The sequence below is a fragment of the Paenibacillus mobilis genome (assembly GCF_058267595.1).
Window position 1 is genome coordinate 135,373 of record NZ_JBZCMS010000006.1, and the last position, 21,901, is coordinate 157,273.

Here is a 21,901-nt window from a genome sequence, read left to right on the forward strand (position 1 = left end):
ACTAAGCGCGCTCCAGAATCGTGTTCAGCGTGGTGCGGTCCAGACCGCGCACCAGCTTGGTGATCAGTTCTTTAGCTGCTGCATAGTCATCCGTGTGGATGATCGAAGAAGAGGTGTGGATGTAACGCGAGCAGATGCCGATCACGGCCGAAGGCACGCCGATGCCGCTGAGATGCACCTGTCCTGCGTCAGTTCCGCCTTTGGAAATAAAGTATTGATATTTGATTTTATGAGTGGAAGCTGTGTCCTCCACATATTCCACCATGCCGCGATGCGTTAGCATGCCGGGATCAAAGATACGCAGCAAAGCGCCGTCGCCCAAACGGCCGAAAGCTTGGCGATCCCCCGTCATGTCGTTGGCCGGGCTGGCGTCCAAGGCAAAGAAGACATCCGGCTGAATCAGGTTCGCCGCGGTGCGTGCGCCTCTGAGGCCAAGCTCTTCCTGAACGGTAGCGCCGGCGTAAAGCACGTTCGGCAATTTTTCCTTATGTAAGTTCTGCATCAGTTCGATAGCCAGACCCACGCCGTAGCGGTTGTCCCAGGCTTTCGCCATGATTTTCTTCGGATTGGACAGCGGTGTGAATTCGCACACCGGCACGATTTGCATGCCGATTTTGATGCCGAAGCTTTCGGCTTCTTCGCGGCTGTCCGCGCCAACATCCAGATACATCGATTTGATATCGACCGGTTTGTTGCGCTGCGATTCGTCGAGCAGGTGGGTCGGAATCGAACCTACCACGCCGTTCACCGGACCGTTAGGGGTGATGACCTGAAGTCTTTGGGCCAGAATGGTCTGACTCCACCAGCCGCCAAGCGGTTGGAAGGAGATCATGCCTTTGTCGCTGATGCCGGAAACCATAAATCCGACTTCGTCCATATGGCCGGCCACCATAACTTTGGGTCCGGTTTCGTCGCCGCGCAATACGCCGAACAGGCTGCCCAGGCGGTCCTGCACAAATTCCTCGGTATAAGCGGAAAGTTTCTCCTTCACGAATCCCCGGAGTTCTCTTTCAAAACCCGAGACGGAAGGAAATTCGGTCAATTGTTTGAATAAATCAAGCGTTTGTTGTTCCATATTTTGTCCAATCGCTCCTTTCAATATGTATCTAGTATGAACCAAGTAAGACGGGATGTCCATGTGAAACGGACAGAAAATACGAGGTCGACACGTAGTTGAGACACGCACCTTAACCCTTCGTCCCGCATAGTCTGATCAAGGGCTGAATACCGTATGCGGAGGGCTTGGGATGCTGGATGACAGACAGAAAGAGTGGCTGATGATTTGCCTTTTGTTTATCCTGCTTGTGATCGTGCTGCAGCTTTTTTGAGGAATAAGGGATTCGCCTTAAAAAAAATTAACGGTGCCAATAACATGCGGAACTGTCCGCTTTGTTAACGAGCACCGTTTTCATTTTTTGCGGGACATTTGCGAGTCAGGAGAATTTAACAAACATAAGAATGGGGCTGCTAACAAATAATAACGGCTAAACACCACTTTTACTGGATAAGGAGGAATCAGGCATGGCAACAAAAACGAGACCGGGGGCTAAAATCAAGCTGAACTCCATTTCGCTGAATGCCGAGGATTACAAGCAGATTGCGAAGAAACATGAGCCGTCGCGCAGCGTGTTTGCCAACTGTGTCCGGGCATTTTTGGCCGGCGGCGTTATTTGCGTGATTGGACAAGCGATTCAGGAATTTTTTAAAGCGGTTTTCAACATGACGGAACGGGAGGCTGCCAACCCGACTGTAGCCGTGCTTATTATTATTTCCATTCTTCTGACCTGTTTCGGGGTTTATGACAAAATTGCCCAATGGGCAGGCGCCGGTTCGGCTGTGCCGGTTACGGGATTCGCAAACTCCATGTGTTCGTCCGCCCTGGAAAGCCGCAGCGAAGGGATTGTGCTCGGTGTCGGAGCGAACATGTTTAAGCTGGCAGGCTCGGTCATCGTGTTCGGGGTTGTGGCTGCCTTTATCATCGGGGTGATTTACGCCATATTCGGTATTCAAGGAGGGCACTCCTGATGCTGCTGGGCGGACAAACCTGGGAATTCAAGAACAAGCCGGTTATCATCGGCGCTGCAGCCGTGGTGGGGCCCGATGAGGGCCAGGGACCGCTGGCCGCCGATTTTGATTATGTGTTCGACAATCTGGAGATCGACGAAACAACCTGGGAAAAAGCCGAACGCAAGCTGCTGGAGCATGCCGGCTCCACGGCGCTGATGCATGCGGGGATCAAAAAAGACCAGCTCCAGTATTTCGTCGGCGGGGATTTGATGAACCAGATCATCAGCGCTTCTTTTGCCGCCCGGACCTTTGGAGCTCCTTATCTTGGCGTATTCGGCGCCTGCTCCACCTCTATGGAAAGCCTGGCAATCGCTTCGATGATGGTGGACAGCGGCAATGCGGGATACGTGCTGGCCGGGACCTCCAGCCATAATTGCACCGCCGAAAAGCAGTTCCGTTATCCGACGGAATACGGCTCGCAGAAGCCGCCTACGGCCCAGTATACGGTTACGGGCTCCGGATGTGCGGTGATTGCCGCCAAAGGCAGCGGTCCCCGCGTTACCCATGCTACGATTGGCCGAATTCAGGATCTGGGCATTACGGATCCGTTTAATATGGGGGCGGCCATGGCTCCGGCAGCGGCCGATACGATCGTGTCTCATTTCCGGGATACCGGCAGGTCTCCCGGCGATTATGACCTGATCGTAACAGGGGATCTGGCCTCCGTCGGGCTTCCGATCGTCAAGGATATTTTGAAGCAGGACGGCGTGCCGATGGAGCAGACGAATTTTCAGGATTGCGGGCTGATGATTTACGACCGGGAGAAGCAGCCCCAGGTTATTGCCGGAGGAAGCGGCTGCGGCTGCTCGGCGTCCGTCACCTATGGGCATATTATTAAAAGGCTCGCGGCAGGTAAGCTTAACCGGGTTCTGGTGGTGGCAACGGGGGCGCTTCTTTCGCCGCTTTCTTATCAGCAGGGAGAATCCATTCCTTGCATTGCCCATGCAGTAGCTATAGAAAAGGAGGGACTGTAACCAATGATCTTTTTGTGGGCATTTATTATTGGCGGAGCTTTTTGTGTGGTGGGCCAACTGATGTTTGACGTGGGCAAGCTGACTCCCGCCCATACGATGAGCACCTTGGTGGTTATCGGGGCCGTTCTGGACGGGCTGGGCTGGTACGAGCCGCTGGTGAAATTTGCCGGCGCAGGCGCTTCCGTGCCGATTACCAGCTTTGGCAACTCCCTGGTGCACGGCGCGATCACCGAGCTGCACCGCGACGGATGGATCGGCGTGATCACCGGGATTTTCGACGTTACCAGCGCCGGGATTTCTTCGGCGATTATCTTCTCTTTCTTGGCGGCGCTGGTTGTTCGTCCGAAAGGCTGAGAATACAGGATCCATTTTTTTGATCAGGTACCTGAATGCAAACGGCCCTCCATTGTCAGCATCTTCTAAACAATGGGGGGCCGTTTTTTATTTCCTTTAAAGTGCTGCTATCAAGTGGCATAGCTGAATTGCTGCCTGAAGGAAGCCGGTGAACATTCAAAACGTTCTTTAAATGTCCGTGAGAAGTGGGTGGTATTCTCAAAGCCGGTCATAAAGCAAATATCCGTCACTGACAGTGAAGTATTTATGAGGAGTTCTCTTGCCTTCTCCAGCCTTCTCTCCCGGATCCATTGATGAGGCGGCATATTGTAGATGGATTGAAAGTCTCTTTTAAAGCTGGACAAGCTGCGTCCCGACAAATAAGCGAGATCGCTGACCGAAACCGGGTTCAGTAAATTTTCCTCAACAATTTTGGGGATATCCGCGCGGGCTTGCTGTTTCAGCTGCAGCAGCTGATGCATCAAATCCTGATCAGCGGCGGCAAGGTCAAATAACAACTCCAGCAGTTTAATTTTGATCAGATTCTCGTCAATGTCCTTGGGATCATCGAAATAGGGCTTTAAGGACTCTACGTATTTTAACAGGCGTTCATTTACGGCTTTCACGGATACGGCTGCCGGTTGAATGGACTCGTTCGGCTGCACGGGAGCCATTCTGAAAAATTCCTTTAAAAGCTCATCTTTCAGAAAAAACATGATGTATTCCATCCTGCCTTCGTCTTCAGGATCGCCTGTTTTCTCATAGTGGAACAGGATGGCCTTTTTCAGCAAAATCATTTCGTTCTTGCGAACCGTATAAATCTCCCCGCCATAATTAATGGTGTAATTGCCGCGCTGTACGAACAATAAAAGATAATCCTCCAGAAACAAAGAACCCTGGACATTCTCCGTAAAGGTGCAAAATTCCATGACCGAAAGTTCGTTCATCTTTAATCTGCTTTTATATTGGGATTCGTTAATGCCCTGCGGCGCTTTTAGAATTTTGTCAGCCATCGTCCTTTGGGCCTCCTTTGTTCGGCAATAAAAAAGCTATATGCAGCCTCATTCGTATTCATTCTGAAGCCATGTCGTGATCCATATAGCTTGCTGCTAATGTACTTATACCATACAAGAACGGAAGAGCCAACTTATCGGCAAGCAAAAAAGGATGAACCAAATTGTAAACTGCATATGGACCAAACAGAAAAGTACCCGGAAAGGCAGTCTGATACGATTAAGCCATCGCAAGATACATTGACCTTTTAAGGGGGAACTTATTATGAGTAAAGTATGGTTTATCACGGGCGCTTCCAGAGGATTTGGTCTGGAAATTACCAAAGCGGCTCTTGAGGCAGGGGATAAGGTTGTAGCGACGGTCCGGGGCAACGCGGAAGCTTTGAGCGATCAGTTGGGAGGCAGCGGTAACCTTCGTATCGTCTTGCTGGACGTAACCAGCGAAGGTCAGGCGCAAGAAGCCATTAAGGAGGCGATCGTCCAATTCGGCCGTATTGACGTATTGGTGAACAATGCCGGGTACGGTCTGCTTAGCGCAGTAGAAGAGGCATCCGGCGAAGAAGTGAAAAAGAATTATGATACCAACGTGTTCGGCACGCTGAACGTCATTCGTGCTGCCCTTCCATATATGCGCAAACAGCGTTCCGGACATATCATCAACCTTTCATCGGTTGGCGGACTTAGAGGGTCGGAAGGATGGGGATTATACGCTTCCACCAAATTTGCTATCGAAGGCATTACGGAGACGCTGGCCATTGAGCTGGCTCCATTAGGGATTTATGCTACTGCGGTGGAGCCGGGTTATTTCAGAACGGATTTCCTGGATCCTACTTCACTGACCCGAACCGGGAATGTGATTGACGATTATGCGGATACTGTAGGCAAAATGAGAAGTATAGCTACACAAGTCAACAAAAAGCAGCCGGGTGATCCGAAAAAGCTGGCTCAGGCGCTGCTGACGCTGGCCAACGCGGACAACCCGCCGGTTCATCTTCCGCTTGGCAAAGACACGCTGCAAAGCTACAGGGAGAAAGCTGCTAGCTTCGACAAAGAAATTGAAGCCTGGCATGACGTTATTGTCGGTACTGATCACGACGACGTAAATTGATCCGGATATTGTTGGCAATTGGACACTTAAGACTAATCTTAATTGTTGGAGGCAAACTCAAATGAACAATTTCTATATGCACATTCCTACTAAAATTTATTTTGGCAAAGGCCAAATCGAACATTTGGCGCCGTCCATTTTGGAACATGGCCGCAAGGTGCTTCTCGTATACGGCAGTGGAAGCATCAAGCGGACCGGGCTGTACCAAACGGTTCAAACGCTGTTTGAGCAAAATGGCATCGAATTTGTCGAGCTTTCCGGCGTGGAACCCAACCCGAGAATCGAAACGGTGTACAGAGGGGTGGAGCTTTGCCGGGAACACCATATCGATGTCGTTTTGGCCGTTGGCGGGGGAAGCGTCATCGATTGCGCCAAGGTGATAGCGGCCGGCGTTAAATATGACGGCGATGCCTGGGATCTGGTGCTTAGAAAGAGTACGATTGAGGATGCCCTTCCACTGGTTACCGTGGTTACAACTGCGGCTACCGGATCAGAAATGAATCGTTTCGGCGTCATTAACAACATGAGCACCAACGAAAAACTTAGCGCATTCAGCGAGCAGTTGTATCCCCGCGTTTCCATTTTGGATCCGGAATATACGTTTTCTGTTCCGAAGGAACAAACGGCGGCTGGAACGGCCGATATCATGTCCCATATCATTGAGCGTTATTTCCACAACGTTAAGGGCGCCTATCTTCAAAGCCGTCTAGCCGAAAGTTTACTGAAGACCTGCATTCATTATGGCCCTATTGCCTATCGGGAGCCTGACAATTACGAAGCGCGTGCCAACCTTCTCTGGACCTCAAGCTTGGCTATTGACGGTGTAACATGGAGAGGTAACGAAGTACAAAGCACATGTCATCCAATTGAACATCAACTTAGCGCTTATTATGATATTACTCACGGTGTGGGGTTGGCCATCATAACTCCGCATTGGATGAGACATGTTTTAAATGAAGAGACGGTAGGAAAATTTGTGGATTTCGGCGTAAATGTTTGGGGGATTACTCCTGATCTCGAACCTTTCGAAATTGCAAACCAGGCCATCGACAAACTGGTGCGGTTCTTTGTTGACCTGGAGCTTCCGCAAACGCTAAGGGAAGTCGGAATAGGCGAAGAGAAGTTGGAAATTATGGCGGAACGGGCTGCTCGCGGGCTTGACAAGGCGTTTTACCCGCTTTCCGGCGATGACGTTTTGGCTATATTAAAAGCGGCGTTATAGACGTTACAAAATAAAAACGGGCCGTCTTCGAAGTCCTGCATGGACCTGAAGGCGGCCTTTTTCTGCGCTCGTTTGCCACAAGCGATAACAAAACTGGGGAGAAGAGGGAGAACGTGTACTTTCGGAGGGCTTATCATGTACAATAAGAATTGAACAACAAATTTCACTCTTATTTTCCATACTTTTCTATTCCGTATTTTATTTATTAAAAACTAGATACAGGAGGAAGCTCTATATGCCCCTTAACTCGGAATCATTAGCCATCATATCCGCTGTAAGAACAAATTTGGAATCCTGTATCCTTGGCAAATCATTCGAGATCAGACTGCTGCTGACCGCATTGCTTGCAGGCGGGCACGTGCTTATTGAGGACGTGCCGGGAACGGGAAAAACCCAGCTGATCAAAGCGCTGGCGAAATCGTTAAACGGGGAATACCGGCGCGTTCAATGCAATCCGGACATTTTGCCTAGCGATATAACGGGTGTCTCCATCTATCATCCCCATGAACAGAAATTTGTGTTCCGGGCGGGCCCGGTCATGACCAACATCCTGCTGGCGGACGAAATCAACCGGGCGACCACCAAAACCCAGTCGGCGCTGCTGGAAGTCATGGAAGAACGGAGCGTGACCGTGGACGGCGTCACTTATCCGCTTCCTCATCCTTTTATGCTCTGCGCAACGCAGAATCCAATCGATTTTGAAGGCACCTACATGCTGCCGGAGGCTCAACTGGACCGTTTTATGATCAAAATCGCGATGGGTTATCCCGATGCCGACACGGAGAAAAGGATGGTGTTATCCCAGCAGATCGGCCAGCCCGCGGATGTGCTGGAGCCCGTGACCGATGTGTACCGCATCGCACAGCTTCAACAGGAGGTGCGGCATGTACATATCAGCGAAGCCGTAACCGGGTATCTGCTGGAGGTTGTGCGCAGCACAAGGCAGCACGGCGCCGTTCTGCTGGGCGCGAGTCCTCGTGCTTCCCTTGCGTTTACCGCCGCGGTCAAAGCTTTTGCTTTCCTGGACGGCCGCGATTTCGTGCTGCCGGATGACATTAAGGTGCTGGCGCCTTATGTGCTCAGCCATCGCATGCTGCTCCGTCCGGAATCCAGACAAGGCAGCCATCAGGCGGGAGCCGTGCTCCGCTCCATTCTGGAGCAGGTGCAGGTGCCTGTATCGGTGGGGCGGTAAGGTTGATGCCGCGGTTTAAAATAAGGCGCCTGAAGAGAACCGGCAGACTTTCCGGCGTCAAGCTGTTTAGTTTGATCTGGGCGATATGTTTGTTTTATATGCTTTTTCAGGGCGGCAAAACGTCCATTATGCTGTTTGTTATGGTGTCCCTGCTGGCGGCTTACTGGGGTTTAAGTTTGCTTGGTGCGAAACTCAAGACCCGCGGTTTCCGGACCTTGTCGACCGAGGGAGAAAGGGAAATGCTTCATGCGGGGGAACAGGTCCGCATCCGCTTCCGCATGGAGCCTCCGCGGCTGCTGCCGGTTCCTTACGTCATCGTGCGCGAGGTGCTGAAGCGGCACAACGGGGAATCCTGGTCCTTTGAAGAAAGCATCGTACCGAAGGTCCGGTCCGGTGGCGATTTGTATTACCAGACCCCTCCCCTGGAGCGGGGGACTTATTTTTTTGCCGATACGGAGCTGGTTTACGAGGACATTTTTGGTCTGGTCGAACATAAACGTACGGTTTCCGTGCCCGGCCGCTTTCAGGTGCTGCCGAGAACCGTCTTTATTCCGAGATGGCAGCTGTTTGAAGGAGGCCTTCGGCTTGCGGGGCCGCAGACGCAGCAGGCCAGATCGCGCAGGGAAACGACGCAAATCGGCGGGGTGCGCGACTACGTGCCGGGTGACCGCATCACCCGGATTCACTGGAACGCTACGGCCAAAACAGGTACGCTCAAATCCAAGGAATTTGAGCATGAGTCCATGCCCAATACGATGCTTGTGCTGGATGGCGGCAAAGAAAGTTATGCCCATCCGAACCAGTTTGAACTGGCGGTTTCGACGGCGGCTTCGCTGCTGGATTATGGCGGAAGAAACGGAATCCGGATGGGATTATGTACGCTGAACGCCAGCCCCGCCATTTTCCCGCCGGAGCTGGGGCATTTCCAGCGCCAGCAGATGCTGCACCACCTGGTCGATCTCCAGCCTGACGGACAAAACTCTTCTGGCGTTTATGACTTTTTGGAGTCCCAGTCCTCCATTTTCCGCAGCGGTCTGCTGCTGGTGTACATCAGTCCGCAATCCGTGGAAGGCGCCGCGGGCCTGCTTCAGTTCGCCAGACAGCGGCAAATCACCGTCTATCACCTGCAAATTGGCGCCCGGGCCGGAAGCGGCACCAAAACGGCCAGACAGGCGCTCAGGCCTTCCGTCGGATTTCAGGGCTCTTACATCGATTCGCTTGAGGAGCTTCCGGCTGCGGTGGGAGGTGGACGGGCATGAATAAATTTCGGATCTGGTCCAGATCGTGGTATTATCTGGCTTCGGTTGTATGGCTGTTTATTATTGCTTATCAGTGGTACCTGTTTACGGAGCCGATATGGCTCACCCGGACATCCAATCTCGTTCTTTATACGCTGATCGTCACGGCTGCCGCCGAGTTCCTGCCGATCGGCTCCATTCTCCGGTGGCTGGTCAAGCTGGCGGCCCTTGCGGTAATCCATATCCGGGTGCTAGGGATTTATCAAATTTTCTCCGCCGTCAACGCTTATCTTCCGGAAAACGTAAAATTTCGGATGGTCGCCGAACAGTTGGCTCCTTATATCTGGTTTACTATCGCTACCTGGGCTTTATTTGAGCTCGGAGCCCGGGTCGTGGACCGGCGGGGCCGGATTTTGGCTTTTCTTGGACTGAACCTTATAGCCTTAACGATTCTTGATTCTTTTACGCCCTACTCGCTTTGGATAGAGACAGCCTGGACCGTATTTGCCGGGATGGGCTGGCTGGTCAGCAACCATTTCCGGCGTATGGAGCTGAATCATCCCCGAGGCTGGAAGGCGCTGCGCAAAAGGCCTTTGCGGATTTTTGCCAACGTTGCGTTTATTTTTGCCGCCGTGCTTTGGATCGGAGTCAGCATGCCGACGATCAGTCCGATTTTGGAGGATCCCTATACGCTGATGCAAAAGTATTGGAACGGCGGCAATGCTGCCCTGACCGGAGGGAAATCACAGGGAGCCGATTCCGGGGAGTCCGGAAGCGGTTCTTCGGGAACTACGTCCGGCTACAGCAGGGACGACAGCAATCTGGGCGGCGGCTTTCAGTTTGACAGCAGCCCCGTCATGAACGTGGTGACGGACTCCAGGGCCTACTGGCGCGGGGAAACCCGGGAATTTTACACCGGTACGGGCTGGATTGACGATGCACGGAACAATATCGGACCAATCACGGCTTCCTCCGGGGAGGGCGTTGAGAACCCTCAGTCGGGAACGGCGCCTAAACGTCAGATCACCCAGCGGATTACGATGCTGAACCAGGAGAAATATCCGGTGCTGTTCGGAGCTTATTCGATTACTCAAATCGACATTCCGAACGTTACGGAGAACGAGGATCCGAAGCCCAGACTCATGTGGAGTGGAAAAAGGGCCACGATGTATTGGGGCGGCTTCAGCCGAGGCTCCAGAGGCAACGGGAATTACCCGAGGCAGTATACGGTCATTTCGGAGATTCCGGAATATTCGGAAGATCAGCTGCAGCAGGCCACCTACGAGGAGCTGTACGGCTCCGGCGATGATGAGCGGTCCTACCTGCAGATGCCTTCCGCTTTTCCGGATCGGGTGAAGGACCTGGCGCAGCAGGTGGCGGGCTCAAGCAGCACGCCCTACGGCAAAATTATGCTGCTGAGAGACTATTTGAAAACGAACTTCCGGTACACCAATACGCCTGACCTTAGCAAAAGAACCACCCACGATTTCGTGGACAGTTTCCTGTTTGAAATTAAGGAAGGATATTGCGATTATTTTTCCACTGCGTTGGTCATGATGGCTCGTTCGCTGGATATCCCCGCCCGCTGGGTGAAAGGGTACGCCCCGGGACAGCTGGGCACCTCGGATTTGCCCGAGCGAAACATCGATCCTGAGAATACGCTCCAGACCTATATGGTCACCAATGCCGACGCCCATTCCTGGGCCGAAGTGTATATGGGGGAAAACTACGGCTGGGTGCCGGTTGAAGCTACGCCCGGCTTCTCGCTTCCGGAAACTGCGACTGCCGAAGAGCAGGCAGACCAGCCGGAAGAAGAGCAGCAGCCGGAAGAAACGGCGGATAATACCGAGTCCCAGCCCCAGCAGACGACGGATCTTGGAGGCAGCTCCGTACCTGTCGGCCTGATCGGCTGGACCCTGGCGGCCGTTTTGCTTCTTTGGGCCGCATTTGCCGCCTGGAGGAACCGGACAGCTATTTATTTCGGTTTGCTTCGTTTCCGGCACGGTCAAGTTCTTACGAATGCGGACAAGGTCGTTGCGGAATCCAGAAGATGGCAGTCCATCATGAAACGGCAGGGATACGGAAGGGCCCATCATGAAACGATAAGGGAAGCGGCGCAACGCTGGGAGCGGGAGCACCCCGAGATTGCCCATCGATTGAGACCGCTTCTGCAGCAGTTTGAGCAGGCGAAATACAGTGCCGAAACGATCGGCGAAGAAGACTGGAGGAAGACGATCCAGCTTTCGAAGCAGTTAAAGGTTTTCCTGCGGGAGCATAAAAAGAATCAAGCCGGGTAATGGCCTGCAAACTTCATTTCATTGGCGCCGACTTTCTTTGACGGGTGCCGCTTCGCCGCTGCTGCGGAGGGGGCGGCTCCCGTTTCTGCTTCAAATTCAGCAGGGGGAAGCTATGAACCCGCTTTTCCCGGCTGAATCCTCTTTTTCCCGTTGTCGTTTAACGTTCGAATCGGCTGCTTTCCATTAGGCCGTTGCTACTTGCTATAATTGAAGATTATGGTATAGTTTGTCCTATGAAACCGAGGTGACGAGATTGTTTGAGAAATTTATGCCCAAATTGCGGGTCGATACGGTGTTTGACATCGATCTGGAGGATCTGTATGCCAAAGGCTACAGAGGAATCATTACGGATTTGGACAATACGCTTGTAGGAGCCAAGGATCCGTTATCCAACCCGAAGCTCGTGGCGTGGTTTGAATATGTAAAGAAATGCGGATTTCAGCTGGTGATCGTATCCAACAACAATATGAACAGGGTGTCGACGTTTGCGACCCCATTAAATATCGAATTTGTGCACCAGGCGCGCAAGCCTTCCAATGCCCCGTTCAGACGAGCCATGAATATGATGAATTTGCAGCCTCAGGAGACGATTGTTATCGGCGATCAGCTGATGACCGACGTTTTGGGCGGAAACCGTCTGGGGCTGTTTACTGTGCTTGTCCTGCCGATTTCGGTAGGGGACGAAGGCATTGGAACGCGGATCAACCGCAGACTTGAACGTTTTGTCAAAGGACGGCTGAATAAAGCCGGGCTTTGGCTGGAGGAGGATAAGAAGAAATGACAACCGCTCAAGAAAACTCCGTACTGCCGCGCTGCAGCGGCTGCGGAATTCCCTTGCAGACTACGGATACAAGCAAACCGGGATATGTGCCGGAGAAGGCGCTCCAGAATGAGCCAATCATTTGCCAGCGCTGCTTCCGCATCAAAAATTACAACGAATCCTCGTCCGTGACTCCGGATCAGGATGAATTTTTGCGTCTCTTGGGCCAGATCGGCAGCAAGGATGCGCTTGTGATCCACATTGTGGATATTTTTGACTTTCAGGGCAGCGTCATCAGCGGCTTGCAGCGTTTTATCGGGAACAATCCGGTTCTGCTGGCCGTGAACAAAACGGATTTGCTGCCGAAGGTTTCGAACTGGAACAAGATCCGCAACTGGGTGCAGAAACAGGCCAAAGACGCGGGGCTGAAAATCGAAGACGTCGTTTTGTGCAGCGCGAAGCAAAATGACGGGTTTGACCGTCTGCTGGATGCCATCGGCAAATATCGCGGCGACCGGGACGTTTATGTGGTAGGCGCGACCAATGTCGGCAAATCGACGCTGATCAACCGTTTGATCCGCGATTACAGCGATCTGGAGCAGGAGCTGACCACCTCCCGTTACCCGGGAACAACGCTGGATATGGTCAATATCCCGCTGGATGACGGCCAGTATATCGTCGATACGCCGGGGATCATGTATCCCTCCCGTTACACAGAAATTGTGGACACGCGGGATTTGGGCGTTCTGCTGCCGGACAAAACGCTGAAACCGGCCGTTTATCAGTTGAACGAAGGCCAAACGTTGTTTTTCGGAGGGTTCGCAAGGTTTGATTTTATCCAGGGAACGGGACATCACCATTCCTTTACGTGTTTCGTCAGCGGACGGGTGCCGATTCACCGGACCAAACTGGAGCGAGCGGATCAACTGTTTGCGGACCACGCAGGGGAACTTCTGTCTCCGCCGACCAAGGAAAATATCGAAAAACTTCCGGCCTGGACCCGGCACGAGTTCCGGATTGCCAAAGGGGCTCACTCGGACGTGTTTATTTCCGGCCTGGGCTGGGTGAAGGTCAACAGCGATCAAGGATCGATCATCGCGGTTCATGCTCCTAAAGGGGTTAAAGTGATGGTGCGGGATTCGCTGATTTAACTATGTTAACGGTTTAACCGATTTAGAGAAACGGGGGAGACGGAATGGGGAACCGTGCTGGAGAAACGACAGTCCGTGAACCGCTGCTGCTGGGCGTAATGGGCGATCCGATCGGTCACAGCAAATCTCCGGTTATGCATATGGCGGCGTTAACGGAGCTTGGCTTGTCCGGCTCCTATGTGCCGCTGCATGTTAAGGGGGAACAACTCGGAGCGGCTGTTGAGGGAATCAGGGCTTTAGGCTTTAACGGCGTAAACGTAACCGTTCCGCATAAGGTGAACGTCATTCCCTTCCTGGATGCAGTGGATGCCGACGCCAAAGCCATCGGGGCGGTCAATACGATCGTGAACGACGGAGGTTATCTTACAGGTTATAACACGGACGGCATCGGATATATCCGTTCCCTGAAAGAGGAAGCGGTTTCGGACTTATCCGGGGCGAAGGTGCTGGTGCTGGGCGCCGGGGGCGCGGCCCGAGGCATCGTTCATGCGCTGCTGAAGGAAAAACCGGCGGAAGTGTTCATCGCCAACCGGACGCTTGATAACGCAAGTAAGCTGTCTTTGGAATGGGCTTCGCTCGGTAAAATTACGGCCTGCGGCATGGAACCGGAGGTTCTGGCGGATCATGCGGGCCAGGCGGATATCATCATTAATACCACCTCGGTCGGCATGCACCCGAAAAGCGAGGCTACCCCGCTTGAAGCGCGGTTTATCCCGGAAGGGATCGTGGTGAGCGACTTGATTTACAACCCGCTGAAAACCCGTCTGCTGCAGGAAGCCGAGGCTAAAAACTGCCGTATCCACGGCGGGCTTGGCATGTTCGTCAATCAGGGAGCGTATGCTTTCGAATATTGGACCGGGCTGAACGCTCCTTCGGAAGCGATGAGACAAGCGGTGTTGACCGAATTTGGGGTATACTAATAACACTTTTAAAAGGGAATGGAGCAATGAATTTACGATGTTGACAGGAAAACAAAAACGCTTTTTGCGCGCGCAGGCTCATCATTTGGACCCGATTTTTCAGGTAGGCAAAGGCGGCACCAACGAAGGAGTCATTAAACATATCGAAGAAGCCATTGAAAAGAGAGAGCTGATCAAGGTTTCCGTTTTGAACAACTGCCTCGAAGATCCGAAGGAAATTGCTGTGGAACTGGCCGAAGGTTCCGGCGCGGAGCTGGTGCAGACGATTGGCCGCACGATCGTGCTTTACAAGGAGTCCAAAGACTACAAGCAAATCGTGCTGCCGAAATAAGGGAAAGGTCGTAGATGGCATGAAGGCAAGAAAAAAAGTAGGCATTATGGGCGGCGCCTTCGACCCGATTCATACGGGCCATCTGCTTGCGGCAGAAGCGGCGAGGGACCAGTACGGACTGGAGGAAGTCTGGTTTATGCCCTCGCATCAGCCGCCCCATAAAGCCAAGGCGGGAGTCAGCGGCGAGCAGCGGCTGGAGCTGGTTAAAGCGGCGATCCAGAGCAATCCGGCTTTTTATCCGCTGGACATCGAGCTGCGCAGAGGCGGCATCTCCTATACGGTCGATACGATCAAGGAGCTGCTGGCGGAGCATCCGGCTTATGATTTTTATTTCATAATCGGGGCCGACATGGTCAACTACCTTCCGAAGTGGGAAGGCATCGACGAGCTGGTGCAGATGATAACGTTCATCGGCCTGCAGCGTCCAGGCAGCATGCTGGAGCTGGACTCCCTGCCGGAGTTTATCCAAAACGGGGTCGTGCTGGCGGAGATGCCGCTGGTCGACATTTCCTCCAGCCTGATCCGCAGCCGGCTCAGACAAGGCAAATCGGTCCGTTATCTGGTGCCGGACGCGGTGTATGAATTGATGATAAGGAGCGGAGCTTATGGCCTTCACGCGTGATGAACTGATCCGGGCGGTATCCGCTCAAATGCCTGAGAAACGGTGGAAACATACCGAAGGCGTAATGTCGTCCGCCGCCCAGCTGGCCGAGCGTTACGGAGCCGATCCGGTTAAAGCGGATTTGGCGGCGCTTCTGCATGACGTGGCCAAATATTGGCCGATCGAGCAGCAGGCGGCCGTGATTCGCGACAACGCGGACAAGGGGTTGAACCAGGAGCTGCTCGAGCATGACAAACAGCTGCTGCATGCGGAGGTTGGCGCTTTTGTAGCCGAGCGGGATTATGGAATTAACGACCGTGAAGTGCTGGACGCGATCCGGTATCACACCTCGGGACGGATGGGCATGACCAAGCTGGACAAAATCATTTGCCTGGCCGACTATATCGAGCCTGGACGGGATTTTCCCGGCGTGGATACGATTCGCGAATTAGCGGAAAATAATCTGGAGGAAGCGCTGGTAGCCGGCTTCGATTCCACGATTTCTTTTTTGCTTCAGCAGCGAAAAATTATTTTCCCGATGACGATGTTTGCCCGGAACGATCTCATCAAACAACTGAATGAAGCTAAACGGGCTAAAGCCGCTAAAGGCTGAATATACAACTGACTGTAAGGAGGAAACTGAATGGCAGTTTCGCCAAAAGAATTGTTAAACCTCGCGGTTACGGCCGCTGACGATAAGAAAGCCATGAACATCGTGGCGCTTGATTTGAAAGGTATTTCCCTCATCTCGGATTATTTCGTGATTTGCCATGGTAATTCCGATACGCAGGTGCAGGCCATCGCAACCGAAATCCGCAAGCAGGTCAACGAAGCCGGCGGCATGGTAAAAGGCATAGAAGGCCTCGATACGGCCCGCTGGGTGCTGATGGATCTGGGAGACGTGATCGTGCATATTTTCCACCGCGACGAACGCGAATATTACAATATTGAACGCCTTTGGTCCGATGCCAAAGTTGTGGAGACGGTATGAGCCTGATTGCGGGTACGATCGTTTCCCTGCCGGTGGACCGGGAGGTATCGCCTTACGGCTATTTTCTGCGCGGCGATGAGGGGCAGGATATTTTGCTCCATTATTCCGAATTGACGCATCCGGTCAAAGCGGGAGATACAGTCGATGTTTTTCTGTTTTTTGATACCGAGGACCGTCCGGCGGCCACGATGAAAAAACCGTTCCTGACGCTGGGCGAAATGGCGCTGCTGGAGGTTGCGGATGTGCATCCGCGGCTTGGCTGCTTCCTCGAAATGGGGCTCGGGCGCCAGCTGCTGCTGCCGATCCGGGAGCTTCCCGAGCTTCCGGAGCTGCATCCGCGGGTCGGGGACCGGGTCTATGTCCTTATGGAGCAGGACAAGCAGGGCCGGCTGAAGGCCAAACTTGCCGGGGAGCAGGAGCTGAGCACCAAAGCCTTCCATGCGCCGGATTCGTGGAAAAATCAATGGTTTGACGCCATCGTCTACAAACCGCTGCAGATGGGAACCTTTGTGGTCGTACAAGGCGGGGTGCTCGGTTTTGGCGCCATCGGCATGATCCATTCCTCGGAACGTTCCAGATTGCTTCGTCTTGGCGAGACGGTTCAAGTGCGGGTGGCCCATATCCGCGAGGACGGACGAGTCAATTTGTCCATGACGGCGCGCCGCGAGGTCAGCCAGGGAGAAGATGCCGATAAGATTTTGGCTTTTCTGGCGGATCGTCCGGGCGGAGCGATGCCTTATTCGGATGCGACCCCTCCCGATGTGATCAAGCAGCGGTTCGGGATCAGCAAATCCGCGTTTAAACGGGCGCTTGGCAAGCTGATGAAGGACGGCAAAATAACGCAAAAGGAAAGCTGGACTTATCTCGTCAAACCGGATGAAAATCAGGACTAAATCTTTCGATTAAGAACCGGCGGATATACCGCCTTAATAAACAGAGGTAGGTTGGAAACGGCTAGTTGAGTTTTCGGGCCGCCTCTGTTTTTTTGTGAAAAAGGAGTCGAAGCGTTATGGTGGCTTACCGGAAATTTGCTTACGTGTATGATGAATTAATGCAGGACATGCCTTATGAAAGCTGGGTCGAATTTGCTCAGGAGGCCTGGCAGAAACATGGCATTCCGCATACGGTTGCCGAGCTGGGCTGCGGAACGGGGAGCATCACGATCCCGCTGGCGAATGCCGGTTATCAGATGACGGGCATCGATTTATCCGAGGACATGTTAGCGGTCGCGCAAAATAAAATGGAAGCCTCAGCCGGAGGCAACCGGTTATTCCGCGAAGGCAGCGTCAGATGGGTTTGCCAGGATATGCGGAGCTGGGAGCTTCCGGGAACCGTGGACTCGGTTATTTCCTTCTGCGACTGCATCAATTATGTGCTGGAGCCGGAGGAGGTGGCCGAAGTGTTTGCCCGTACCTATGCGGGTCTTAAAGAAGGCGGCAGTTTTCTGTTCGACGTTCACCATCCGAATACACTGCGCCGCTACGGGGAAGACCAGCCGTTTGTGCTTGACGAACCCGAGGTTTCTTATATCTGGACCTGCGATTACGACGAAGAGCGCCGGGAAATCGAACATCATTTATCGATTTTTGCGCGTGAGAGCAACTCTTTATATGAGCGTTTTGAGGAAACCCATATCCAGCGGGCTTATGATCCCGAATGGATGATGGCCGAGCTGAGACGGGCAGGCTTCAAGGAAATCCAGTGTTACGCCGACTTCGAGTGGAAGCGGGCGGATAATGAGGCGGAGCGGCTTTTTTTCGTGGCCATCAAATAAGCTTCTGTCTTCGGTAAGATTTGCAGGACGGCCTACTTCCCGGGAAGTAGGCCGTTTCTTTTTTGACAAGAATGGACAAGTTAATAGAGGCCGGAAAGGAAACGGCAAAATTTGAATCTTAATAAAGGTATATTTAAATATTGCGATATACGAAAAAAAGAGGTATAGTAATGAAGTTCTAATTTTACATAAATACAAAGGAGTGAAGAATCTTGCTGTTTGAACCTTACCAGCTCAAAAATATTACGCTCAAAAACCGGATCGTCATGGCATCGATGTGCCAATATTCCGTTGAAGACGAATCGGGAAAAGTGCAGGACTGGCATAAAATTCATTACCCGGCACGTGCGGTCGGCCAAGTGGGGCTTATTCTCCTCGAAGCAACGGCCATTACGGCGCAGGGACGCATTTCGCCTAAAGACCTCGGGATTTGGAGCGACGAACATATTCAAGGATTAAAAGAATTGGTAGGCCTCGTCCATGCCCAAGGCTCCCATATCGGCGTACAGATTGCTCATGCGGGACGCAAAGCCGAAGTGAAGGAAGCGATTATCGCGCCGTCGGCCATTGCGTTTAATGACCGGTATCAAACGCCGCAGGCGATGACCAAGGAGCAAATCAAGGAAACCGTTCAGGACTTTGCCGACGGCGTCCGTCGTGCCAAAGAAGCCGGATTTGATGTCATCGAGCTTCATGCAGCGCACGGTTATCTCATCAACCAGTTTCTTTCTCCGCTCAGCAACCGTCGCGAGGATGAATACGGCGGCAGCCAGGAGAACCGGTTCCGCTTCCTCAAAGAGGTGATCGGCGAGGTGCAAAAAGTATGGGACGGCCCGCTGCTCGTTCGCGTATCCGCCCATGACTATCATGCCGAAGGAGATACGCCGGACGACTATGTGGTTTATGCCAAATGGCTGAAAGCGCTTGGCGTTGATTTGATTGACGTGAGCTCCGGCGGTGTCCTGAACGGTCCGGCTAAAGTGTTCCCGGGTTATCAGGTTCCGTTTGCGGACCAAATCCGCCGCGAAGCCGAAATTCCTACCGGTGCGGTAGGCCTCATTACCGAGCCGGAAATGGCGGAAGAAATTTTGAACAATGGTCGTGCCGACTTGATCTTCCTGGCGCGTGAGCTGCTCCGCAACCCTTATTGGCCGCGGGTGGCCGCCGCAAAACTCGGCGTGGAACTGGAAGCGCCGAAGCAGTACGCACGGGGCTGGTAAGCAGGTAAGCAGCTTCGGTCTGATTTCTATAGCATCCATTCCGAGCGTCTTTAAAGACGATCCGGGATCTTAAATATAAAATGCTGCGGGTTTTGCACCGCGGCATTTTTTGATTGCGATGGATCCGATGACATAATTCCGACATTTTACGACAATCATTATATCTTATACCGCATCGGCGGATGAATTATGGTACAATCGGTTTTAGGTGCATTCATATTTAAGCAGATTGGAGCGAAGGGCATGCTTGGAGCAATAGAAGCAGGTGGAACGAAATTTGTTTGCGGCATCGGAACGAAAGAGGGAGAAGTGCTTGACCGCGTAAGTTTTCCGACAACAACCCCGGAAGAAACGATGGGGAATGTGATTGAATATTTTAAAGATAAACAAATCGAAGCGTTGGGCGTCGGTTCTTTTGGCCCGATCGATCCGGTTTTGGGCAGCGATACATACGGTTATATTACGACAACCCCTAAGCCTTACTGGACCAACTATAATATCATAGGCACGCTGAAATCCGAATTTAACGTACCGATTGCGTTTGATACGGATGTCAACGGCGCGGCCCTCGGCGAATCTTTGTGGGGAGCGGCCCAAGGCGCAGACAGCTGCATTTACATTACCGTCGGCACCGGGATCGGCGTCGGCGCAATGATCGGCGGCAAGCTGGTGCACGGCCTTTCCCACCCGGAAATGGGCCATATTTATGTCCGCCGTCATCCGGACGACCAGTTTGAAGGCACTTGCCCTTACCATGGCGACTGTCTGGAAGGTCTTGCGGCCGGGCCGGCTATCGGACGGCGTGCAGGCGTTCCTGCGGGCGAATTGGCGAAGGATGATCCGGCTTGGGAAATGGAAGCCTATTATCTGGCGCAAGCTTTGATGAATTACATCCTGATCCTGTCCCCGGAAAAAATCGTCATGGGCGGCGGCGTCATGAAACAGCTGCAGCTGTTCCCGCTCATCCATGCCAAATTGAAGGAGCTGCTGAACGGCTACGTGCAGCATCCAAGTCTTAGCGATGAGAAGATCTCGAGTTATATCGTACCTCCCGGACTGGGAGACAATGCGGGGATCTGCGGGGCGCTTGCTTTGGCCCAGTCGGCGCTGCAGGGCATTTAAGAGAAAACTATAAGACAGCTACTAGCTGACGGTATTCAGAAAATAAAGCGGCTTTCCGGAAATAAGGAAAGGCCGCTTTATCATTTGTTATGGCCCTGCGTTTTGTTGATTACAAAATCGGTATCCGATCCTCGGAAGTTTCTGCATGTTGTAACAATACTCCATATTCCCGTCCCATAAATCTATTCAGATTCCGAGATGAATCACCTAGGATGAAAGGAGATTTTGAGGACACTTTGAGTTTTTCCGAAATGATTAAAGGATTATGGAGGTTATAAAATATGCCTGTGCGATTTGGATTAATCGGGCCGGGCTGGCGCGGGAAAGCCTACTTGCGGATTGCCGGCCAGCTTCCGGAGTGGTTTCAGCCAGCCGGAATTGTTGTGCGGGATCCGGAAAAATATCGCGGGGACGAGGCCCTGTTGGGCCTGCCGGTGTTTCAGTCCCCGCTGGAGCTGGCGCAGGAATGCGATTTTCTGGTTATGGCGGTCAGCAAAACGTCGGCAGCGGCTTTGCTGGAGCAGCTGTTCGAGACCGGCGTTCCCGTGCTGGCCGAAACGCCGCCTGCCTTTGACGATGCCGGATACCGGCAGATGGCTGCCCTTGCGGCGCAATCGCCGCGAATTCAGGTAGCCGAGCAATACCCGCTGCAGCCGCATCATGCAGCCCGGACGACCTTGATACGTTCCGGAGCCGTGGGTGAGGTGCGGCATGTCCAGGCGTCTGCCGGCCATGGTTATCATGGGATTGCCCTGATCCGTCGGTGGCTGGATGTCTCGGATGAGAGCTGTACAGTGACGGCCCAGCAGTTTAAGCACCCTGTGCTGGAGGTTCCCCACCGCGGACGAAACGTTGGGGACGGCCTGGAGACGGAGCTGCAGGATATCGCGTTTTTATCTTTTGAGAGCGGCAAAAGCGCCGTACTTGACTTCACCCCGTCGCAATATTTCTCTCCGCTGCGGAAGAACCGGGTTCTGATCCGGGGTTCCCATGGGGAAATCCGGAATGATGAGGTCACCCGAAGTTTGGGCCAAGGGTCATACGAAACCTTTTCCATCAGCAGAATTCAGGATGGAATGGAGGGGAGCCTTGCTCCTTTGTCCCTTCGGGAGCTCCGGGGAGCCTCCGAGCGGTTATATCAAAACCGGTTTTATCCCGCACAGCTTTCCGATGAAGAGCTGGCGATCGCGGAGGTTTTGTTTCGAATGAGCGAATACGTGCGTACGGGCAAAAGCTTTTATTCATTATCCGAAGCGCTGGTAGACGCCCGCCTGTCCCTTGCCATTGAAGCCTCGATTGCGGCAGGGATGCCTGTTGTATCTGGGTAGCATAATTGTTTCTTGGCTTTCCTGTTGAACCCAACAAAAACTAGGGTGGAGTACACTTTGTGCTCCATCCTTTTTTTATATGATCATGTCCTCATTTGGAGATGATCGATTAAAAAGTGTAGGATTTCGGAGTCAATGATGGTTTTGCCACCTTTAAGAGCGGAAGGGGACCTCGCTATAATGAACCCAGACGAACCCGGTGAAGGGTTTGGCGAACCGTATACGCGTACTGATCGATGATTACGTTTTCAAAAGGGGA

The 21,901-nt window shown here is 52.8% G+C and carries 22 protein-coding genes; 20 read left to right on the top strand and 2 right to left on the bottom strand.

Translation table 11 applies throughout. The features are described 5' to 3' along the window. Position 1: 1 nt before the first annotated feature. Complete coding sequence (locus AC3ZPD_RS12960; protein WP_490984709.1) at positions 2-1,075, bottom strand: M42 family metallopeptidase; 1,074 nt, start codon at positions 1,073-1,075, stop codon at positions 2-4. Positions 1,076-1,521: 446 nt separating this feature from the next. Here AC3ZPD_RS12960 and spoVAC point away from each other — a divergent pair, with 446 nt between their 5' ends. From spoVAC to spoVAE, 3 genes are read left to right on the top strand one after another with little or no spacing between them, the layout of a single operon-like run. After that, entirely contained in the window at positions 1,522-2,025 is a 504-nt protein-coding gene (gene spoVAC, locus AC3ZPD_RS12965) for a stage V sporulation protein AC (protein WP_490984710.1), read from the top strand. After that, complete coding sequence (gene spoVAD, locus AC3ZPD_RS12970) at positions 2,025-3,041, top strand: stage V sporulation protein AD (RefSeq protein ID WP_490984711.1); 1,017 nt, start codon at positions 2,025-2,027, stop codon at positions 3,039-3,041. The genes spoVAC and spoVAD overlap by 1 nt, the downstream gene beginning before the upstream one ends. A 3-nt stretch (positions 3,042-3,044) precedes the next feature. Then, a complete protein-coding gene (gene spoVAE / locus AC3ZPD_RS12975) occupies positions 3,045-3,395 on the top strand; it encodes a stage V sporulation protein AE (RefSeq protein WP_490984712.1) in 351 nt (116 codons plus the stop codon). A gap of 110 nt (positions 3,396-3,505) precedes the next feature. On the opposite strand, the gene AC3ZPD_RS12980 is transcribed toward spoVAE, so the two are convergent. Further along, positions 3,506-4,387 carry a helix-turn-helix domain-containing protein gene (locus tag AC3ZPD_RS12980; protein ID WP_490984713.1) on the bottom strand — a complete coding sequence of 294 codons (882 nt, stop codon included), beginning with the start codon at positions 4,385-4,387 and terminating at the stop codon, positions 3,506-3,508. Positions 4,388-4,652: 265 nt separating this feature from the next. Here AC3ZPD_RS12980 and AC3ZPD_RS12985 point away from each other — a divergent pair, with 265 nt between their 5' ends. The 17 genes from AC3ZPD_RS12985 (at position 4,653) to AC3ZPD_RS13065 (ending at position 21,642) form a co-directional block, all read left to right on the top strand. Then, the gene (locus AC3ZPD_RS12985; RefSeq protein ID WP_490984714.1) at positions 4,653-5,495 is read left to right on the top strand and encodes an oxidoreductase; all 843 of its coding nucleotides are present in this window, start codon (positions 4,653-4,655) and stop codon (positions 5,493-5,495) included. A gap of 61 nt (positions 5,496-5,556) precedes the next feature. After that, positions 5,557-6,717, top strand: a complete 1,161-nt coding sequence (locus tag AC3ZPD_RS12990) for an iron-containing alcohol dehydrogenase (RefSeq protein ID WP_490984715.1) — start codon at positions 5,557-5,559, stop codon at positions 6,715-6,717. A 235-nt stretch (positions 6,718-6,952) separates the two neighbouring features. Next, entirely contained in the window at positions 6,953-7,909 is a 957-nt protein-coding gene (locus tag AC3ZPD_RS12995) for an AAA family ATPase (protein ID WP_490984716.1), read from the top strand. 5 nt (positions 7,910-7,914) lie between these two features. After that, the gene (locus tag AC3ZPD_RS13000; protein WP_490984717.1) at positions 7,915-9,168 is read left to right on the top strand and encodes a DUF58 domain-containing protein; all 1,254 of its coding nucleotides are present in this window, start codon (positions 7,915-7,917) and stop codon (positions 9,166-9,168) included. Continuing rightward, positions 9,165-11,444: a transglutaminase TgpA family protein gene (locus AC3ZPD_RS13005; RefSeq protein ID WP_490984718.1), complete on the top strand. Its 2,280-nt coding sequence runs from the start codon at positions 9,165-9,167 to the stop codon at positions 11,442-11,444. The genes AC3ZPD_RS13000 and AC3ZPD_RS13005 overlap by 4 nt, the downstream gene beginning before the upstream one ends. A gap of 253 nt (positions 11,445-11,697) precedes the next feature. Then, entirely contained in the window at positions 11,698-12,225 is a 528-nt protein-coding gene (locus tag AC3ZPD_RS13010; protein WP_490984719.1) for a YqeG family HAD IIIA-type phosphatase, read from the top strand. After that, positions 12,222-13,355, top strand: coding sequence for a ribosome biogenesis GTPase YqeH (yqeH, locus tag AC3ZPD_RS13015; RefSeq protein WP_490984720.1), 1,134 nt, complete (start codon positions 12,222-12,224; stop codon positions 13,353-13,355). The genes AC3ZPD_RS13010 and yqeH overlap by 4 nt, the downstream gene beginning before the upstream one ends. 44 nt (positions 13,356-13,399) lie before the next feature. Beyond that, positions 13,400-14,275, top strand: a complete 876-nt coding sequence (locus AC3ZPD_RS13020; protein WP_490984721.1) for a shikimate dehydrogenase — start codon at positions 13,400-13,402, stop codon at positions 14,273-14,275. A gap of 37 nt (positions 14,276-14,312) precedes the next feature. Beyond that, positions 14,313-14,606 carry a ribosome assembly RNA-binding protein YhbY gene (yhbY, locus tag AC3ZPD_RS13025; protein ID WP_490984722.1) on the top strand — a complete coding sequence of 98 codons (294 nt, stop codon included), beginning with the start codon at positions 14,313-14,315 and terminating at the stop codon, positions 14,604-14,606. A gap of 19 nt (positions 14,607-14,625) precedes the next feature. Further along, positions 14,626-15,228, top strand: a complete 603-nt coding sequence (locus AC3ZPD_RS13030; protein ID WP_490984723.1) for a nicotinate-nucleotide adenylyltransferase — start codon at positions 14,626-14,628, stop codon at positions 15,226-15,228. Continuing rightward, entirely contained in the window at positions 15,212-15,820 is a 609-nt protein-coding gene (gene yqeK, locus AC3ZPD_RS13035; RefSeq protein ID WP_490984724.1) for a bis(5'-nucleosyl)-tetraphosphatase (symmetrical) YqeK, read from the top strand. The genes AC3ZPD_RS13030 and yqeK overlap by 17 nt, the downstream gene beginning before the upstream one ends. 30 nt (positions 15,821-15,850) lie before the next feature. Further along, positions 15,851-16,198 carry a ribosome silencing factor gene (rsfS, locus tag AC3ZPD_RS13040; RefSeq protein ID WP_490984725.1) on the top strand — a complete coding sequence of 116 codons (348 nt, stop codon included), beginning with the start codon at positions 15,851-15,853 and terminating at the stop codon, positions 16,196-16,198. Beyond that, positions 16,195-17,091, top strand: a complete 897-nt coding sequence (locus AC3ZPD_RS13045; protein ID WP_490984726.1) for a CvfB family protein — start codon at positions 16,195-16,197, stop codon at positions 17,089-17,091. The genes rsfS and AC3ZPD_RS13045 overlap by 4 nt, the downstream gene beginning before the upstream one ends. Before the next feature lie 116 nt (positions 17,092-17,207). After that, a complete protein-coding gene (locus tag AC3ZPD_RS13050) occupies positions 17,208-17,972 on the top strand; it encodes a class I SAM-dependent DNA methyltransferase (protein ID WP_490984727.1) in 765 nt (254 codons plus the stop codon). Positions 17,973-18,184: 212 nt separating this feature from the next. Next, complete coding sequence (gene namA / locus AC3ZPD_RS13055; RefSeq protein WP_490984728.1) at positions 18,185-19,192, top strand: NADPH dehydrogenase NamA; 1,008 nt, start codon at positions 18,185-18,187, stop codon at positions 19,190-19,192. Between the two features lie 243 nt (positions 19,193-19,435). After that, positions 19,436-20,314: an ROK family protein gene (locus tag AC3ZPD_RS13060; protein ID WP_490984729.1), complete on the top strand. Its 879-nt coding sequence runs from the start codon at positions 19,436-19,438 to the stop codon at positions 20,312-20,314. A 281-nt stretch (positions 20,315-20,595) separates the two neighbouring features. Then, entirely contained in the window at positions 20,596-21,642 is a 1,047-nt protein-coding gene (locus AC3ZPD_RS13065) for a Gfo/Idh/MocA family protein (protein ID WP_490984730.1), read from the top strand. Positions 21,643-21,901 lie beyond the last annotated feature (259 nt).

Coding starts and splice junctions, on each gene's coding strand:
- AC3ZPD_RS12990 (WP_490984715.1), top strand. CDS start 5,557: ATGAACAATTTCTATATGCACATTCCTACTAAAATTTATTTTGGCAAA.
- yqeH (WP_490984720.1), top strand. CDS start 12,222: ATGACAACCGCTCAAGAAAACTCCGTACTGCCGCGCTGCAGCGGCTGC.
- AC3ZPD_RS13005 (WP_490984718.1), top strand. CDS start 9,165: ATGAATAAATTTCGGATCTGGTCCAGATCGTGGTATTATCTGGCTTCG.
- AC3ZPD_RS12980 (WP_490984713.1), bottom strand. CDS start 4,387: ATGGCTGACAAAATTCTAAAAGCGCCGCAGGGCATTAACGAATCCCAA.
- spoVAD (WP_490984711.1), top strand. CDS start 2,025: ATGCTGCTGGGCGGACAAACCTGGGAATTCAAGAACAAGCCGGTTATC.
- yhbY (WP_490984722.1), top strand. CDS start 14,313: ATGTTGACAGGAAAACAAAAACGCTTTTTGCGCGCGCAGGCTCATCAT.
- spoVAC (WP_490984710.1), top strand. CDS start 1,522: ATGGCAACAAAAACGAGACCGGGGGCTAAAATCAAGCTGAACTCCATT.
- AC3ZPD_RS12960 (WP_490984709.1), bottom strand. CDS start 1,075: ATGGAACAACAAACGCTTGATTTATTCAAACAATTGACCGAATTTCCT.
- AC3ZPD_RS13045 (WP_490984726.1), top strand. CDS start 16,195: ATGAGCCTGATTGCGGGTACGATCGTTTCCCTGCCGGTGGACCGGGAG.
- AC3ZPD_RS13000 (WP_490984717.1), top strand. CDS start 7,915: ATGCCGCGGTTTAAAATAAGGCGCCTGAAGAGAACCGGCAGACTTTCC.
- yqeK (WP_490984724.1), top strand. CDS start 15,212: ATGGCCTTCACGCGTGATGAACTGATCCGGGCGGTATCCGCTCAAATG.
- AC3ZPD_RS13020 (WP_490984721.1), top strand. CDS start 13,400: ATGGGGAACCGTGCTGGAGAAACGACAGTCCGTGAACCGCTGCTGCTG.
- spoVAE (WP_490984712.1), top strand. CDS start 3,045: ATGATCTTTTTGTGGGCATTTATTATTGGCGGAGCTTTTTGTGTGGTG.
- AC3ZPD_RS12995 (WP_490984716.1), top strand. CDS start 6,953: ATGCCCCTTAACTCGGAATCATTAGCCATCATATCCGCTGTAAGAACA.
- AC3ZPD_RS13065 (WP_490984730.1), top strand. CDS start 20,596: ATGCCTGTGCGATTTGGATTAATCGGGCCGGGCTGGCGCGGGAAAGCC.
- AC3ZPD_RS13050 (WP_490984727.1), top strand. CDS start 17,208: ATGGTGGCTTACCGGAAATTTGCTTACGTGTATGATGAATTAATGCAG.
- AC3ZPD_RS13030 (WP_490984723.1), top strand. CDS start 14,626: ATGAAGGCAAGAAAAAAAGTAGGCATTATGGGCGGCGCCTTCGACCCG.
- rsfS (WP_490984725.1), top strand. CDS start 15,851: ATGGCAGTTTCGCCAAAAGAATTGTTAAACCTCGCGGTTACGGCCGCT.
- AC3ZPD_RS12985 (WP_490984714.1), top strand. CDS start 4,653: ATGAGTAAAGTATGGTTTATCACGGGCGCTTCCAGAGGATTTGGTCTG.
- AC3ZPD_RS13060 (WP_490984729.1), top strand. CDS start 19,436: ATGCTTGGAGCAATAGAAGCAGGTGGAACGAAATTTGTTTGCGGCATC.